We start from the raw sequence: 15,569 nt of genomic DNA on the forward strand, positions 1-15,569 counted from the left end.
ACCATGAAATTTATACCCAATAAAAAAGAAGCCCTGCTATTTATATGTATGATAGCAGGGCATTTTCTTTTTGCACAGATTGATAAAGAAGCCACAAAAGAAACAAAGGCTTTGTACAGGAATCTCAAACTAATTTCAAAAAAAAATGTTCTTTTTGGACATCAGCATGCACTGGAATATGGGCATGGATGGTCAAATGAAGTGGACAGGTCTGATGTAAAATCCGTTACCGGCTCCCATCCGGCTGTTGTTGGAATTGATTTTAGCGGATTTTCAGGTCATTCGAAAGAGGAAGTTGCAAAGACTGCTGCCATTTTAAAAGAGAATGTGATTGCGACTTATGAGCGTGGCGGAATTACCACGGTTTCCTGGCATTTTAGGAATCCCGTTTCGAATGAAAGTTTTTACTGGAAAGATTCTTCTTCAGTTGCTGCCATGGCATTCATTAAACCCGGTGGTTCTCATCACGAAGAATACAAAACGATTTTAAAGACTATTGCTGATTTTGCACATTCCGTTAAAGGAAAAAACGGAACGTTGGCTCCAATGATTTTCAGGCCTTTCCATGAGTTTGACGGCGACTGGTTTTGGTGGGGAAAGAAATATACTTCAAGGGAAGATTTTATCGCCGTTTGGCAATTTACGGTTGCTTATTTAAAAGACACTTTGCAGGTGCACAATTTTATTTATGCGTTTTCACCGGACACCAGATTCAATTCTGAAGCAGAATATATAGAACGATATCCCGGCGATGATTTCGTAGATATGTTTGGTCTTGATGATTACGGTGATTTTGGCAGGGATGGAAAATATGATGTAGAAGCGGGACTTCACAGGCTCACCATAATCTCAGCTTTAGCAATTAAAAAGAAGAAACTGGCTGCTTTTACCGAAACTGGATTAGAATCTGTTCCGGATGCGAATTGGTGGACACAAACCTTATTAAAACCCTTAAAATCTAAGAACCTGCAATTGGCTTATGTTTTGGTTTGGAGAAATGATACAACCAGTCCAACTCATTTTTACGCTCCCTTTCCGGGGCAGGTCAGTGTTCCTGATTTTATTAATTTCTACAATGATCCTTTTACTTTGTTTGAAAAAGACGTGGTTCATATTTATGATAAAAGTTTTAAAATCAGATGATTAATTATTAAAATAAAGAAAATGTAGTTCACATTGAAATGAGTTACATTTTTTTTATTTGTATTTTTTTTGCATTTAACTGTAACACTTTGGCCTTTTAGTAGTCTATAGTATTATAACAGTTATTTAATTAAACAGGTTTATATTTAAATCATCATAATCATCAATCATTTTAACAAACAATCATCATGAAAAAATCAGTAATTATTTTAGGAGTAGCTTTACTAGCATTTGCAAATGTAGCAATGGCTTCAAGTCAAAAATCTTCAGTAGAAGGTCAAATCGAATTCACAATTTCCAACGGATCACCATTGCATTTTGCGATCAGCAAAGGCGATATTGAAGGTGTTAAAAAATGCATTGAGTACGGTGCTGATGTAAATAAAATTGTAAGAGACATGTCGCCTCTGATGCTTGCCGCTCGTTACAATAATCCGGAAATTGTTAAAATTTTGCTGGAAAGTGGCGCTAAACCTTCGGTAGAGAATGACAAAGGACTTACCGCTTTAAAGTTTGCAGAATATTCAAAATCAACAGAATGTATCGCTATTTTGAAAGGGCTGAAGTAAAATTATCACTTTCAGTACTATTTGGTAACAAAAAAAGCGCAATTTGAATTGCGCTTTTTTTATAAGCTTAAATTAGTGTTCCATTTTTGCTTTGAGATTTTCGAGTCCTTTTTGTAAATCGTTTCCAATCATTTTGTCCATGTTCATTATGGGCATCATTATGTTCATAGGATAAGGCATTACGCCCTCGATTCCCCATTTTACTTTAGTCTGGTTATTTGCTATAGCTTCGGTTGTCATAAAACCAACGGCGGTGTCATTCATTGGTTCTTTAAAACGAAGATCGAACTCCAGGCGTTTTCCTTCTGTAATTTTTGTAATTTCCTGTTCGCCCACACCAACTTCTTTTACTTTGCTCTCCCAGGCCGATACAGCTCCGACCTTTCCATCGGTTCCTTTATAAGTCGATTTCATTTTCGGGTCTATATTTGCCCAGACGCTAAATTCGTTTTGATTTCTTAAATACCGGACATAATTAAAAATAGTGTCGGAAGGTTTATTGATGGTAATTTCTCTTGTTACAGCATAATTTTTTGGCATAAAGTAAGCCGCAATTAATACAATTGATATAATTAAGATTAATGCTGTTAGAATTTTTTTTAGAACTCCCATATTTTTGATTTTAAAAGTTACTTAAATGTTTTATTTCATATTTAGAATGACTTTTATTAGCCATTTTCTTTATAAAACAAAGCTTGATATTTTAAGTATTTTCTTATTATTTATTCTTTTTTAAAAATAAATAATTTAGATGATTTTAGTATGAATTATTGTCCAAAAATTTGATTTTAATTAAAAAAAGAACTCTTTTTTGAACATAACTTTAAAGTAAAGTTAAAAAAGTAATGTTTTAGTTTTACAATTTTGAAAATATTTGATAATTATTTTTAAAAAATATTCGAATATGTGTAACATTTCTACCTTTGCACCGTCTATTATACAGAATTAGTCAAAAATTTCATGGTGTTATTTAGGAATTATTAACAAACCGTTAATAATTGGTTAAAACATAGTACCTTGTAATACAATATACTGATTTTTAATTTACATTTGCATAGTATTTAAGATCATCAATCATATTTTATCAATCAATTTTAACAAAACAAAACCATTATGAAAAATTCAGTTATTTATTTAGGATTAGCTTTAGTAACATTTGCAAATGTTTCAATGGCTTCAAATCAAAAAGCAATTGTTAACGAACAAGTTGAACTATCTCTATACGATTCAACTCCATTGAATGTTGCTGTTAGCAAAGGAGATGTTGAAGTAGTGAAAAAATTTATTGAATACGGAGCTAATGTAAACGAAAAATCAGGCGATATGTCTCCTTTAATGACTGCAGCTCGTTATAACAGAGTTGAAATTATTAAACTTTTATTGGCTAGTGGCGCTCGTCCTTCTGATAAAAACGAACAAGGATATACAGCTTTGAAATATGCACAATTATCAAACGCTACTGATGCTATTGCTATTTTAAAGGATTTAAAATAAGAATTAGTTTAAAAGAGTTTGAGTTAGTATAATCAAACGGTCTTCTTTGAGCAGAAGGCCGTTTTTTTGTTTAAAAAAGTTTCTGAACTGAAAATGGTAGCTATTGAGAGTTCGTAAAATCAAAAAAGCACCATTATAAACTAATGATGCTTTTTCTTTTAAAACCAAACCAAATTAATTTAACCAATTAATTTATTTTAAAATTCTTATTCAATAGGAACATCTTTTTTACGGTTGAATACCCAGAAAATAATAGGGAAAACCAGTAAAGTTAAAATCGTTGCCGTAATTAGTCCTCCAATAATTACAATTGCCAGTGGCTTTTGTGATTCAGAACCAATTCCTGTTGAAATGGCGGCCGGCATTAAACCTATTGAAGCCATAAGGGCTGTCATCACTACTGCTCTCGTTCTGGCTTTAACCCCCAGAAATATAGATTCCTCCAATGTTAATTTGGACTTCATATTGTGATGAAATTCAGATATCAGAATTACTCCGTTCTGGATACAGATTCCCAGTAAGGCGATAAAACCAACTCCTGCCGAGATTCCGAAATTCATACGTGTAAGGTGTAAAGCAATAATTCCACCGATTATGGCAAACGGTACATTGGCTAAAACCAGTAAGGAATCTTTAATGTTTCCAAAAAGGATAAATAACAAGACAAAAATCCCGATTAAACTAATTGGAACGACTTGTGCCAGACGTGCACTGGCACGAACCTGATTTTCGAATTCTCCTGTCCAGCCTACGGTGTATCCTGACGGAAGTTTCATTTTGGCTACTTTTGCCTGTGCTTCTGCAATGGTGCTTCCTAAATCCCTGTCACGAACTGAAAATTTAACTCCGATAAAACGTTTGGTGTTATCCCTGTAAATAAAAGCAGGACCCGTAATCGTCTTGATATCGCATATTTCTTTCAAAGGGATTTTTATGCCACTGATCGTAGGAACTTTAAGTTCACTGATGTCATTTTCATCTTTACGATACTCTTTAGAAAAACGAACCCTTACATCAAATTTTTTCTCATCTTCATACTTTTGAGTAGCTGTTTTTCCACCGAAAGCAAGTTCCAGAACCGCCTGGGCATCACTGAGAGTCACTCCGTAAGCCGCCATTTTATCCCTGTCCAGAATTACACTTATTTCGGGCTGACCGACATTCCTAAGAATACCGACATCTTTAATACCCGGAATATCTTTTATCTGTTTTAAAACTTCATTTGATAATTCGTCAAGTTTATCCAGATCATCCCCGTAAATTTTTACTGCATTGGAGGCCTTGAAACCTGCTACGGATTCCGCTACATTATCAATTACCGGTTGCGAATAATTATAGGTAATTCCCTGATGCACTTTTAGTTTTTGATCCATTTCGTTAATCAAATCATCCATGGAAATTTTTCGTTTCCATTCTGATTTGGGTTTTAAATCGACCTGAAGCTGTATAAAACCAAAGCCATTCGGATCCGTTCCGTCGTTACTTCTTCCTGTTTGCGATAAAACATTTTTAACTTCCGGAAATGTTTCCAGGTCTTTTCGGATCATGGCAGCTGTTTCTACACTTTCGGGCAGGGAAGTACTCATAGGAAGTTCCGCGGTAACCCAAAGCGCGCCTTCGTTTAACTGAGGCAAAAATTCTGTACCTAAAAAGGAAGCTGAAAAAAAGACTGTTACCAAAATTGTAAGAGAAGCTATAAGCGTTTTTGTTTTATGCTTGAAGGTCCATGCAAAACCTTTACCGACAATTCTATTCCAGAAATTAACAAAAGGATTGTTTTTTTCCTTGACATTTTTATTTAAAAGAATGTGCGATAAAACCGGAACCAGTGTCAGCGTGAAAAGTAAAGCACCCATTAAGGCAAATCCTAAAGTGTAGGCGAGGGGAGAGAACATTTTTCCTTCTACTTTCTGAAACGAGAAGATAGGCAGCAAAGCTGTTATGATGATTAATTTTGAAAAAAAGATGGCTTTACCCATTTCGGCTCCCGTTTTTTTAATCAGGCTGCCTTTGGCAATTTTATTATAAGCCGTCATACCCAATTGATGTGCCCGATGGTCTAAAACCACAAATAATCCTTCCACCATCACTACAGCACCATCGATGATAATTCCGAAATCGACTGCGCCTAAACTCAGTAAGTTGGCACTCATTCCCATCATTTTCAGGCACAAAAAGGCAAATAACAAGGACAACGGAATAACAATTGAAACCGTAAAAGTGGTTCTCCAGTCGGCCATAAAAAGGAATACGACACAGGTAACCAAAATTATACCTTCAAATAAATTATGCATGACCGTTTCTGTCGTGAAATTCATCAGATTGTCACGATCATAGAAAGTTTCTATTTTAATGTCCTTTGGAAGAATATTTTCATTCAGGTCTTTTATTTTATCTTTAATCAGTGCGAGGGTTTCCTGCGGATTTTCTCCTTTACGCATTACAACTATACCTTCAACGGCATCATCATTCTTTCCTATTCCTGTTTGTCCCACCCTTGGCATGGCGCTTTCGTAAACGTTGGCCAAATTTTTAACCAGGATTGGATTTCCGTGAGCGTCATCCACAATAATATTTTCAATATCAGAAATGGATTTTAATAAACCAACACCTCTCACTACAAAAGCCTGACCGTTCTTTTCGATAACATCACCACCAACATTTAGATTTCCCGAATTGACGGCATTGTAAACCTGTAGCGGTGTAATATTGTATTTAGCCAGTTTTATAGGGTCAACACCAACTTCATAGGTTTTGGTCTGACCGCCAAATACATTCAAATCGGCAACACCGGGAAGTGCACGAAGTTGTTTATCAATTACCCAGTTTTGATACGTCAGTAATTCTCTGCTGTCCCTGCTGTCACTTTTTACAATATATCGGAATATTTCACCCGTCGGACCATAAGGAGGCTGAACATCCGGCTCAACATCATCGGGAAGTGATACATTTTTAAGCAGGTTGTTTACCTGAAAACGGGCAAAAGTATCGTCTACACCATCATCAAAAATGATTTTAATTACAGATAAACCAAACATCGTAATACTGCGGACACTGGTCTTTTTTTGCACCGAGTTCATGGAGATTTCAATAGGAGAAGTAACAAAACGTTCTACTTCTTCAGCACTCTTTCCGTTCCATTGGGTAATAATTATAATCTGAGTATTCGTAACATCCGGAAAAGCATCAATTGGCATGGTTTTAAAAGAAATAAATCCTGCAACGGCCAGTAATCCAACCCAAAAAAAGGTAAACGCTTTATTCTTTAGCGAAAAAGCAATAATATTTCGTATGAATTTGTTCATGTCTATTCGTTTAAAGCGCGATAAATAAATAACTGATTGTTGGTGATGACTTTTTCATTCTCTTTTAAGCCGCTTGAAATATAAGTAGTGTCACCAACCTGTCTGTAAACTTCAACCTGTCTCGTTTCAATATTGTTTCGGTCTTTAAAAATCATTACGAAGTTTTTACTTTTATCGAAAACAATCGCTTTACTTGGAATTGCAATCATGTTTTTTCCTTCACTAAAACATAATTTTATATTTGCATTCATATCGGGTTTCAGTAAATAATCGGTGTTTTTCAGTTTAATACGCGCCTGCATGGCTTTCGTTTCCGGATCGATTACATTGAAAATCTTATCTACCTTTCCCTTAAAGATTTTATCGGGGTAACTTAATGTAGTTACATCGGCATCGATACCTAATTTTATTTTATTGATGTCAATTTCATTAATATTGGCTAATGCCCAGACTTCACTGATTTCAGCAATGTCAAAAATGTTTTCAGAGCGGTCATTTCGTAAAAGCATATCCTGATTGATACTTTTTTGAATAATAAAACCACTAATCGGAGCGGTTACTTCATAAATAGAACCCGCTCTGATGTTATAGATTTTATAGGTTTCCTGAATTTTATTCAACTGTGATTGCGCCTTATTTACTTCCGATTTGGCCTGAAGAACATCACTTTCAGAGTTTAGTTTTCCGTCAAATAATTCCTGCGCTACTTTCAAACCATTTTTGGCTACCAGTAAATCACTTTTTGCATCTATAGATTGTTTTTCAAAATCGGCGATATCAGTACTTTTTATGGTGGCCAGAACTTGTCCCTTACGCACGTAATCCCCAAGTTCTACATTTACTTTTACCACATTACCTCCCACAAGCGGATAAACATCAATCATTTTATTGTTGTCAGCTGTAATTTTTCCGTAAAAATTCAGTTCATTTTTTACCGGTTGTGTATGAGCTTCGGCAGTTGTAGTCGTTTTTAGCATTGCATCACTTAATGCAAAAGAGGTACTGGTTTCAGGATTTTCGACTTCCTTTTTGCAGCTTGCAATTGATAAACTCACAAGAGCGATTCCTATAATTAGTTTATATTTCATCTTGATGTAATTTTAAAATAAGTCTTTGTTGATTGTACTATTTAACTCTTCCCCGGAAAGCACCACTTTTTTCTTGAGTTCATTTACCTGAATGGCCGCCTGATTGTAGCTTTCCATAAAATCAGTAAATTCTAGGAGGCTAATATTTCTTTTCTGGAAATTGGTTAGGATACCATTGTAAACAGCTTCAAAATCTGAGTTCACCGTTGGTTTTATAACAATGTAGTTTTTTCGTGATTCATCCCATTTATTCCAGGCCGAAGTTATTTCAGTCTGCAATTGCAGGTCAAAATTTTGTTTTTCTATTTTTGACTGTTCTAAAATCGTTTGTGCATATTTAATATTCCCTTTGTTTTTGTTCCATAACGGCAGCGGAATTCCAATAGTAAGATTCGCTTCTTTATTGAAAGCACCGCTTCTCTGATCATAGTTTGCACCCAGAGTAATATCCGGAATCGATAGCGACTTTTGCCATTTCACATTCAGTTCGTTTGCTTCAATATCTTTTTGTTTGGCTAAATAATCAGGACGATTGGCAATAGCGTCAGTTTCAAAGCTTTTAAGATCAAAGGGAATTGTTTTTGTGTACTTGTTAAAATCATCACCGGAAACATCCGGAACTACATTTTCTGTTGTATTCAATAATAATTTCAAGTTAGCCTGTTCCTCTATATTGCTGTTTACTACTGCCATACGTTCGTTTTTGAAGTTTAGAAACAACGATTGTAAACGAACAACATCCCGCAAAGGAACATTTCCTTTTTGTGCCTGGATCGAATAAGAATTCACCAAATCCTCAATATGAACGAGCTGCCTGTCAGTAGTTTCAAGACTTTTGGTATTGTAATAAACCGTAAAAAAGCTTTTCCGCAATTGCAATTTTAAGTTCCTTAGCAAATCATTAAATTGTAATTCTGCCAGTTTTTCATTGGTTTGCGCTAATTTTATTTCATTGCGTTTTTTTCCGCCTAAATAAATCAATTGCTCGATGCCAAATGCTTTCTGGCCTTCTTTCCCAATATCAAAATATTGATTTCTCTCCGGATTATAGGCATTTAATTCAGCTGTAATAGTGGGATTGTCCCAGATACGCGCCTGAATGGTCAGTGCTTTCGACGCATCGATATTGTACTGATACGCCAATAAAAAGAGATTGTTTTTTAGAAATTGGCTTTCGCAGTCCTGAAGTGTAACTGCATTTTGAGCCAATACTACCTGATTGAACAATACAAGTAGTAATAATGCACATAGTTTTCTCATTGTATCATTTTTAATTTGTACAAAGATGCTATGGGCAAGCTTTAAGAGGGCTTAAAATCTAGCTTAAAATTAGCTTAAAAACGCTTACAGATTAAAAAGTATCTGAAATAAATTTATATTACCACTTGATATAGAGTAGTTTATTGTTGCTTTGTGTAATGTTAATATACGCTGAACAATTCTCAGGCCAAGGCCAAATCCGGTTGTTCCTTTTGAATTTTTGCCGCGCATAAAAGGCTGAAAAAGGTTTTTTTGCTCTTCTTCACTTAAGGTAGTTCCTGTATTGGAAATTGAGAGGATCAGGTTTTTGTCTTCTGAGCTTATTTTTACTTTTGCCTGTTTGTTATCCGAGTAGACACAGGCATTTTTTAAGACATTGCTCAAAGCAATCTCCAGCAGGTTTTTATTTCCTTTTATTTCTAATGCCGTATCCAGATTTTCATTTTCTTCTATTTCAAATAAAATAACAAAGTCCGGAAAGCTTTTATTCAGATTTTCGATGGCAGAAAACAGAATTTCATCCATGCGGTGCACTTCATTGTTTTCGTGATTTTTAGTATCAATCTTAGATAAAATCAACAAAGAGTTGATTAGTTCCGTTAATTGATTGACATCAGATAAAATCGTTTTTAAAAACGATTTACTTTCAGGAGTTGTTTTACTGTCTGCGGCTACATTTTCTATTTGAGAAGTAATTCGGGATAGGGGAGTCCTAAGTTCGTGAGAGGCATGCGCTGTAAATTCTTTTTGTTTCTGATACGAAACCTCAATGCGGTCCATCATGAAATTAAATTCATTGGCAATCAGGTCAATTTCATTTTTACTGCTTTTTGTTTCAACACGGGTGTCAAGATTATTCTCGTTTATGTTTTTAATTTTCTGATGAAAAGCATTCAGGGGATTCATTATCTTTCTGACGGCAAAAGAAGTTGCCACCCAGCAGACACAGGTGAAAAATATATAGGATAAAATTAATATATAACGCAGAAAAAGCAATTTCTTTTTTCCATAATCATCTGTTGCGGAGATCAGCGCATAAAAATCTTTATCATTTGTATCATAAAAAACGCCATACACTTCATAATCTCCCTGTTGTTTAAAGAAGGTTTTGTTTTTTTTTAAATACTTCAGGTCATCAACAGACCAGTTGATTTTAGCATCATCTATACTGCTGTAAATAAGTTTGTAATTCGAATCAAAAACTAAGGTCTTTTCATCATACAATTTATTGATTGAGTTTTGATCAATGATTTTTAAAAGCTGATTGTCTATCTGCTTGACATTTACCAAAAGTTTAATGTTCGAAAGAGCCTTAATTTCTAAACGGTCACGGAATTCTTCTTTTCTGTAATTGGAATATAAAATGAATATCACGGTAGAAGCCAATCCAAAAAGGATTGTAAATAATAAACTAACTAAAAGTGATATCCTGTTTTTTAATGTCATTCCTGATCGCTTAAATAATAGCCGTAACCAATTTTGGTTCGGATCAATTTTGTTTCATGGTCTTTATCAATTTTCTTTCGCAAAAAATTGATATAAACTTCAATCGTATTCTGATTGGTTTCTATGTGGTAATCCCAGAGCTTTTCGGCAATAAATTGTTTCGATAAAACCTTGCCTTTGGCATGCGCCAGAATTAGAATAAGCTTAAACTCTTTCGGTGTTAGTTTGATTTCTTCTCCCGAACGAAATACTTTCATTTCTTCTTCCTGAATTTCCAAATCCTGAATAATGATTTTCTTTTCAACTTGTTGCGGAATTTCCTTTCTCCTTAATAAAGAAGAGATTCGCGCATATAACTCTTCAAAGTGAAAAGGCTTAACCAGATAATCATCTGCGCCATTGTCAAAAGAAGCTAATTTATCTTCAATTTCGCTAAAAGCGGTCAGCATAATGATAGGCGTTTTTTTATCTGTTGCCCGAATCCCTTTGCAGACCTCGATTCCGTTTATTCCCGGAACATTAATATCGAGGATTATTAAATCGTAATCATAGGCAGCATATTTTTTCAATAATAAAGAACCATCATAATAAGGGAAACACTCGAATTCCTTTGAAGTAAAGAACGCTGAGATTTCTTTCGATAAAGTAAAATCGTCTTCGAGTAGTAAAATCTTCATGCTGTTTTGTATTGGTCAGTCAGGTTATTTAATAGTGTCAAATAATCGAACCAACGTTTTTATTTTCTTTTAGTTGAAATAAGAAAAAGTTTCATTGTTTTCAATTTTCAGCAATGATTCGTAAATCAGCTGAATTACATTTTCTACATCTTCCCTGTGTACCATTTCAACCGTGGTATGCATATAACGCAGCGGAAGAGAAATCAATGCCGAAGCTACACCGCCGTTACTGTAAGCAAAAGCATCTGTATCAGTTCCTGTAGCACGCGAAGTCGCATGACGCTGGAAAGGTATTTTGTTTTCCACGGCAGTATCCACAATTAAATCGCGTAATTTGTTTTGTACTGCCGGAGCGTAAGCAATAACCGGACCTTTCCCCATTTTAAGGTCACCTTCCACTTTTTTATCAATCATAGGGGTTGTCGTGTCGTGGCAGACATCAGTTACGATGGCAACGTTTGGTTTAATAGTATGTGCAATCATTTCAGCACCACGTAAACCAATTTCTTCCTGAACCGAATTTACGATATACAAACCAAAAGGTAGTTTTTTCTTGTTTTCATGAAGTAAACGGGCCACTTCAGCAATCATAAAACCACCCATTCTGTTATCAATGGCACGACAAACAAATTTGTTTTCGTTCAGAATCATAAATTCATCCGGATACGTAATCACACAACCTACGTGAACGCCCATTGCTTCAACCTGCTCTTTCGTTTCACAGCCTAAATCAATAAAAATATTGCTGATTTTCGGTGACTCTTCCTTATCACGCAGACGCGTATGAATAGCCGGCCAGCCGAAAACACCTTTCACAATTCCTTTTTTGGTATGAATGTGAACCCTTTTCGATGGTGCAATCTGATGATCAGAACCACCATTTCGGATTACATATAATAAACCATCATCAGTAATGTAGTTCACGTACCATGAAATTTCATCGGCATGACCTTCAATAACCACCTTAAAAGGTACATCAGGATTAATTACCCCTACAGCCGTTCCGTAAGTGTCCGTAATAAAAGTATCTACATAAGGTTTCAAATAATTCATCCAAAGTTTTTGGCCTTCGCTTTCGTAGCCGGTAGGAGAGGCGTTATTTAGGTAGCTTTCCAGGAAAGCAATTGAGGTATCTTTTAAGATAGATGCTGTGCTCATAAAAATATTTTTTTGCTAATTTATAAATTTGGTATTAGAGTTGTGTATAAATATATAATTTTACACTTAAATTATGATTCAATGAGATTTACTTACTGCATTTTATTCTTTATTATGATTTCGTTTACCAGTCAGGCACAGGTGACGCCTAAACAAAATCAGGAAATGGGTTATATACTAACCGAACAGGATTCAATTTTAAACGATACAATTGAATTGCCCGAGATTATCATTTCTAAAGAAAAATTAGATCCCGAAGCACAAAAGCAGTTTTTGATTCTTCAAAACCGGGTTTACAAAGTGTATCCCTATGCAAAATTAGCTGCCGATAGACTAACAGCTTTAAATCAGGGAATGGCGCGATTAAAAACCAATCGTGAAAAGAAAAAGTATTTTAAGATTGTAGAAGATTACCTTAATAATGAGTTCGAAGCAAGGCTAAAGAAACTTTCCCGTAAGCAAGGACAGATTCTCGTAAAGCTCGTCCATCGACAAACAGGTATAACGACCTATGAACTCATTCGGACTTTAAAAAGCGGTTTCAAGGCCTTTGTATCCAATACCACTGCCAATTTATTTGATATCAGTTTAAAATCGGAATACAAACCCTATGAATCCAACGAAGACTACCTCATAGAAACAATTCTTCTAAGAGGATTCGAATCCGGCCGACTGGTGAATCAGAAACCGGCCAATCCCGTAAACTACGATGATCTTATGAACTACTGGGAATCAAAAGCCAAAGCAGTAAACAAAAAATAGTATCTCCTATATATAAGGAATGATTTCATTTCTACAACCCGACAGTTTTCCAAAACCTGTCGGGTTTGTTTTTTTTGTTACCTATGTATAATAGGGGAGCACAGCCGAAGCCTTTGGAATTTGTAATTTAAAGATTGGAATTTAATTAAGGACCTATTTCCCGCTGTCCGTTGCAATCTTTTGCTTTTTACAGAAAAAAGCAAAAGGATTTCCACTTCCATCGGGGCTAGGGCAGTGGTTTGAAAAGAGGTATATATAAGTATAAATAATAAACTTTGCGCCCTTGCGCCTTTGTGTGAGCTAAGACTTTAAAGTCGGCTTTTTGAGAGGCTCCGTAACAATAGAGGCGAGATAACCCCTGTCTGCCCCCAAATAAAGACAAAAGAGGCTATTTTATTAAAAGAGCAGAAAAGCGCTTTATAATGGGAAGACCCGCTAAAAAGGGAGGCTAAGATAAAGTGTTAGTTGGATTAATCGCAAAGAGCTGTTGAAATTCCTTACAAATGGTAAAAATGTTTAATTTGTAAAAACTCTGTTATCAGAGAGTTAAGAAAAAGTTTTGAAAAAGATGTAAATTATATAAGTAAAAGCCTTGTAAATGTAAATAAAGGGACTACTTTTGCACCCGCAACAGCGACAGACGTTCATCGAAATACTGACAGGCATTACAAATCAAAGGGAAAATTTATTTTCAAAAAAGATTTAAAAAAGCTTGTGAGATTTGAAAACAGATGTTACATTTGCACCCCGCAAAACACGGAAAGTTCATTGATAGATTGGTAGGGATTTGGAGGATGCGAGACTTGAAAAAAGTTTCAAAAAAAATCTTCATAAAGTTCTTGCTAATTAAAAAAGAAGTTGTAGTTTTGCACCCGCTTTGAGAAACAAGCGAAAAGAAGAAATACACGTTCGTAGACATATTGAATTGACAGCCGCTTTAACAGAGATGTTAAGGCAAAAGAATAAAGAGTAAGATAATCGAGAGATTAGAAAGAACCGATAGAGACTGATTCGAATAACAAAACGATCTGATTAATCAGATCAACAATATACGATGAAGAGTTTGATCCTGGCTCAGGATGAACGCTAGCGGCAGGCTTAACACATGCAAGTCGAGGGGTATGGTTCTTCGGAACCAGAGACCGGCGCACGGGTGCGTAACGCGTATGCAATCTACCTTTTACAGAGGGATAGCCCAGAGAAATTTGGATTAATACCTCATAGTATAATGACTCGGCATCGAGATATTATTAAAGTCACAACGGTAAAAGATGAGCATGCGTCCCATTAGCTAGTTGGTAAGGTAACGGCTTACCAAGGCTACGATGGGTAGGGGTCCTGAGAGGGAGATCCCCCACACTGGTACTGAGACACGGACCAGACTCCTACGGGAGGCAGCAGTGAGGAATATTGGACAATGGGCGCAAGCCTGATCCAGCCATGCCGCGTGCAGGATGACGGTCCTATGGATTGTAAACTGCTTTTGTACAGGAAGAAACACTGGTTCGTGAACCAGCTTGACGGTACTGTAAGAATAAGGATCGGCTAACTCCGTGCCAGCAGCCGCGGTAATACGGAGGATCCAAGCGTTATCCGGAATCATTGGGTTTAAAGGGTCCGTAGGCGGTTTAGTAAGTCAGTGGTGAAAGCCCATCGCTCAACGGTGGAACGGCCATTGATACTGCTGAACTTGAATTATTAGGAAGTAACTAGAATATGTAGTGTAGCGGTGAAATGCTTAGAGATTACATGGAATACCAATTGCGAAGGCAGGTTACTACTAATTGATTGACGCTGATGGACGAAAGCGTGGGTAGCGAACAGGATTAGATACCCTGGTAGTCCACGCCGTAAACGATGGATACTAGCTGTTGGAAGCAATTTCAGTGGCTAAGCGAAAGTGATAAGTATCCCACCTGGGGAGTACGTTCGCAAGAATGAAACTCAAAGGAATTGACGGGGGCCCGCACAAGCGGTGGAGCATGTGGTTTAATTCGATGATACGCGAGGAACCTTACCAAGGCTTAAATGTAGATTGACCGGTTTGGAAACAGATCTTTCGCAAGACAATTTACAAGGTGCTGCATGGTTGTCGTCAGCTCGTGCCGTGAGGTGTCAGGTTAAGTCCTATAACGAGCGCAACCCCTGTTGTTAGTTGCCAGCGAGTCGTGTCGGGAACTCTAACAAGACTGCCAGTGCAAACTGTGAGGAAGGTGGGGATGACGTCAAATCATCACGGCCCTTACGCCTTGGGCTACACACGTGCTACAATGGCCGGTACAGAGAGCAGCCACTGGGCGACCAGGAGCGAATCTATAAAACCGGTCACAGTTCGGATCGGAGTCTGCAACTCGACTCCGTGAAGCTGGAATCGCTAGTAATCGGATATCAGCCATGATCCGGTGAATACGTTCCCGGGCCTTGTACACACCGCCCGTCAAGCCATGGAAGCTGGGGGTGCCTGAAGTCGGTGACCGCAAGGAGCTGCCTAGGGTAAAACTGGTAACTAGGGCTAAGTCGTAACAAGGTAGCCGTACCGGAAGGTGCGGCTGGAACACCTCCTTTCTAGAGCCTTAGTGTTAGCACTTGTGCACGCTGAGGAAAAAAGAAGAAGCTTTAAAGGTTTTAATTTTAAGACTATTTTACTCTTGCTGTTAGTTCAAATAA

The 15,569-nt window shown here is 36.7% G+C and carries 11 protein-coding genes and 1 rRNA gene; 5 read left to right on the forward strand and 7 right to left on the reverse strand.

Annotated features, from left to right (window positions below; all coding sequences use genetic code 11):
- Positions 1 to 3: 3 nt before the first annotated feature.
- Positions 4 to 1,143: a glycoside hydrolase family 26 protein gene (locus tag HAV12_RS11405; RefSeq protein ID WP_171569774.1), complete on the forward strand. Its 1,140-nt coding sequence runs from the start codon at positions 4 to 6 to the stop codon at positions 1,141 to 1,143.
- A gap of 188 nt (positions 1,144 to 1,331) precedes the next feature.
- Positions 1,332 to 1,712 carry an ankyrin repeat domain-containing protein gene (locus HAV12_RS11410; protein ID WP_132037597.1) on the forward strand — a complete coding sequence of 127 codons (381 nt, stop codon included), beginning with the start codon at positions 1,332 to 1,334 and terminating at the stop codon, positions 1,710 to 1,712.
- Positions 1,713 to 1,784: 72 nt separating this feature from the next.
- Here HAV12_RS11410 and HAV12_RS11415 read toward each other — a convergent pair whose 3' ends face one another.
- Positions 1,785 to 2,324 carry an SRPBCC family protein gene (locus tag HAV12_RS11415; RefSeq protein ID WP_171569775.1) on the reverse strand — a complete coding sequence of 180 codons (540 nt, stop codon included), beginning with the start codon at positions 2,322 to 2,324 and terminating at the stop codon, positions 1,785 to 1,787.
- Positions 2,325 to 2,825: 501 nt separating this feature from the next.
- Between HAV12_RS11415 and HAV12_RS11420 the strand changes: the two genes are divergently transcribed.
- Positions 2,826 to 3,206, forward strand: coding sequence for an ankyrin repeat domain-containing protein (locus HAV12_RS11420; protein ID WP_171569776.1), 381 nt, complete (start codon positions 2,826 to 2,828; stop codon positions 3,204 to 3,206).
- A gap of 206 nt (positions 3,207 to 3,412) precedes the next feature.
- On the opposite strand, the gene HAV12_RS11425 is transcribed toward HAV12_RS11420, so the two are convergent.
- From HAV12_RS11425 to HAV12_RS11450, 6 genes are all read right to left on the reverse strand, one after another.
- Positions 3,413 to 6,511, reverse strand: a complete 3,099-nt coding sequence (locus HAV12_RS11425) for an efflux RND transporter permease subunit (protein WP_171569777.1) — start codon at positions 6,509 to 6,511, stop codon at positions 3,413 to 3,415.
- A gap of 2 nt (positions 6,512 to 6,513) precedes the next feature.
- A complete protein-coding gene (locus HAV12_RS11430) occupies positions 6,514 to 7,599 on the reverse strand; it encodes an efflux RND transporter periplasmic adaptor subunit (RefSeq protein WP_171569778.1) in 1,086 nt (361 codons plus the stop codon).
- A gap of 12 nt (positions 7,600 to 7,611) precedes the next feature.
- Positions 7,612 to 8,859, reverse strand: coding sequence for a TolC family protein (locus HAV12_RS11435; protein WP_171569779.1), 1,248 nt, complete (start codon positions 8,857 to 8,859; stop codon positions 7,612 to 7,614).
- Between the two features lie 84 nt (positions 8,860 to 8,943).
- Positions 8,944 to 10,305 (reverse strand): HAMP domain-containing sensor histidine kinase, encoded by a 1,362-nt coding sequence (locus HAV12_RS11440; RefSeq protein ID WP_171569780.1) that lies wholly within the window; start codon positions 10,303 to 10,305, stop codon positions 8,944 to 8,946.
- Positions 10,302 to 10,982, reverse strand: coding sequence for a response regulator transcription factor (locus HAV12_RS11445; RefSeq protein ID WP_171569781.1), 681 nt, complete (start codon positions 10,980 to 10,982; stop codon positions 10,302 to 10,304). Before HAV12_RS11445 ends, HAV12_RS11440 begins: the two co-directional genes overlap by 4 nt.
- Positions 10,983 to 11,051: 69 nt before the next feature.
- Positions 11,052 to 12,140, reverse strand: a complete 1,089-nt coding sequence (locus HAV12_RS11450; protein WP_171569782.1) for a M42 family metallopeptidase — start codon at positions 12,138 to 12,140, stop codon at positions 11,052 to 11,054.
- An 81-nt stretch (positions 12,141 to 12,221) separates the two neighbouring features.
- Between HAV12_RS11450 and HAV12_RS11455 the strand changes: the two genes are divergently transcribed.
- Together HAV12_RS11455 and HAV12_RS11460 are read left to right on the forward strand one after the other, a co-directional pair.
- Positions 12,222 to 12,902, forward strand: a complete 681-nt coding sequence (locus tag HAV12_RS11455; RefSeq protein WP_171569783.1) for a DUF4294 domain-containing protein — start codon at positions 12,222 to 12,224, stop codon at positions 12,900 to 12,902.
- A gap of 1,051 nt (positions 12,903 to 13,953) precedes the next feature.
- Positions 13,954 to 15,467: ribosomal RNA gene (locus tag HAV12_RS11460) — 16S ribosomal RNA — on the forward strand.
- Positions 15,468 to 15,569: the final 102 nt, after the last annotated feature.

Origin of the sequence: Flavobacterium sp. CLA17, from assembly GCF_013112255.2 — a bacterium.
Taxonomy (GTDB): domain Bacteria; phylum Bacteroidota; class Bacteroidia; order Flavobacteriales; family Flavobacteriaceae; genus Flavobacterium; species Flavobacterium circumlabens.

Bases quoted from the DNA above. Each gene is read 5' to 3' on its own strand.
- HAV12_RS11405 (WP_171569774.1), top strand. From the start codon at position 4: ATGAAATTTATACCCAATAAAAAAGAAGCCCTGCTATTTATATGTATG.
- HAV12_RS11410 (WP_132037597.1), top strand. From the start codon at position 1,332: ATGAAAAAATCAGTAATTATTTTAGGAGTAGCTTTACTAGCATTTGCA.
- HAV12_RS11415 (WP_171569775.1), bottom strand. From the start codon at position 2,324: ATGGGAGTTCTAAAAAAAATTCTAACAGCATTAATCTTAATTATATCA.
- HAV12_RS11420 (WP_171569776.1), top strand. From the start codon at position 2,826: ATGAAAAATTCAGTTATTTATTTAGGATTAGCTTTAGTAACATTTGCA.
- HAV12_RS11425 (WP_171569777.1), bottom strand. From the start codon at position 6,511: ATGAACAAATTCATACGAAATATTATTGCTTTTTCGCTAAAGAATAAA.
- HAV12_RS11430 (WP_171569778.1), bottom strand. From the start codon at position 7,599: ATGAAATATAAACTAATTATAGGAATCGCTCTTGTGAGTTTATCAATT.
- HAV12_RS11435 (WP_171569779.1), bottom strand. From the start codon at position 8,859: ATGAGAAAACTATGTGCATTATTACTACTTGTATTGTTCAATCAGGTA.
- HAV12_RS11440 (WP_171569780.1), bottom strand. From the start codon at position 10,305: ATGACATTAAAAAACAGGATATCACTTTTAGTTAGTTTATTATTTACA.
- HAV12_RS11445 (WP_171569781.1), bottom strand. From the start codon at position 10,982: ATGAAGATTTTACTACTCGAAGACGATTTTACTTTATCGAAAGAAATC.
- HAV12_RS11450 (WP_171569782.1), bottom strand. From the start codon at position 12,140: ATGAGCACAGCATCTATCTTAAAAGATACCTCAATTGCTTTCCTGGAA.
- HAV12_RS11455 (WP_171569783.1), top strand. From the start codon at position 12,222: ATGAGATTTACTTACTGCATTTTATTCTTTATTATGATTTCGTTTACC.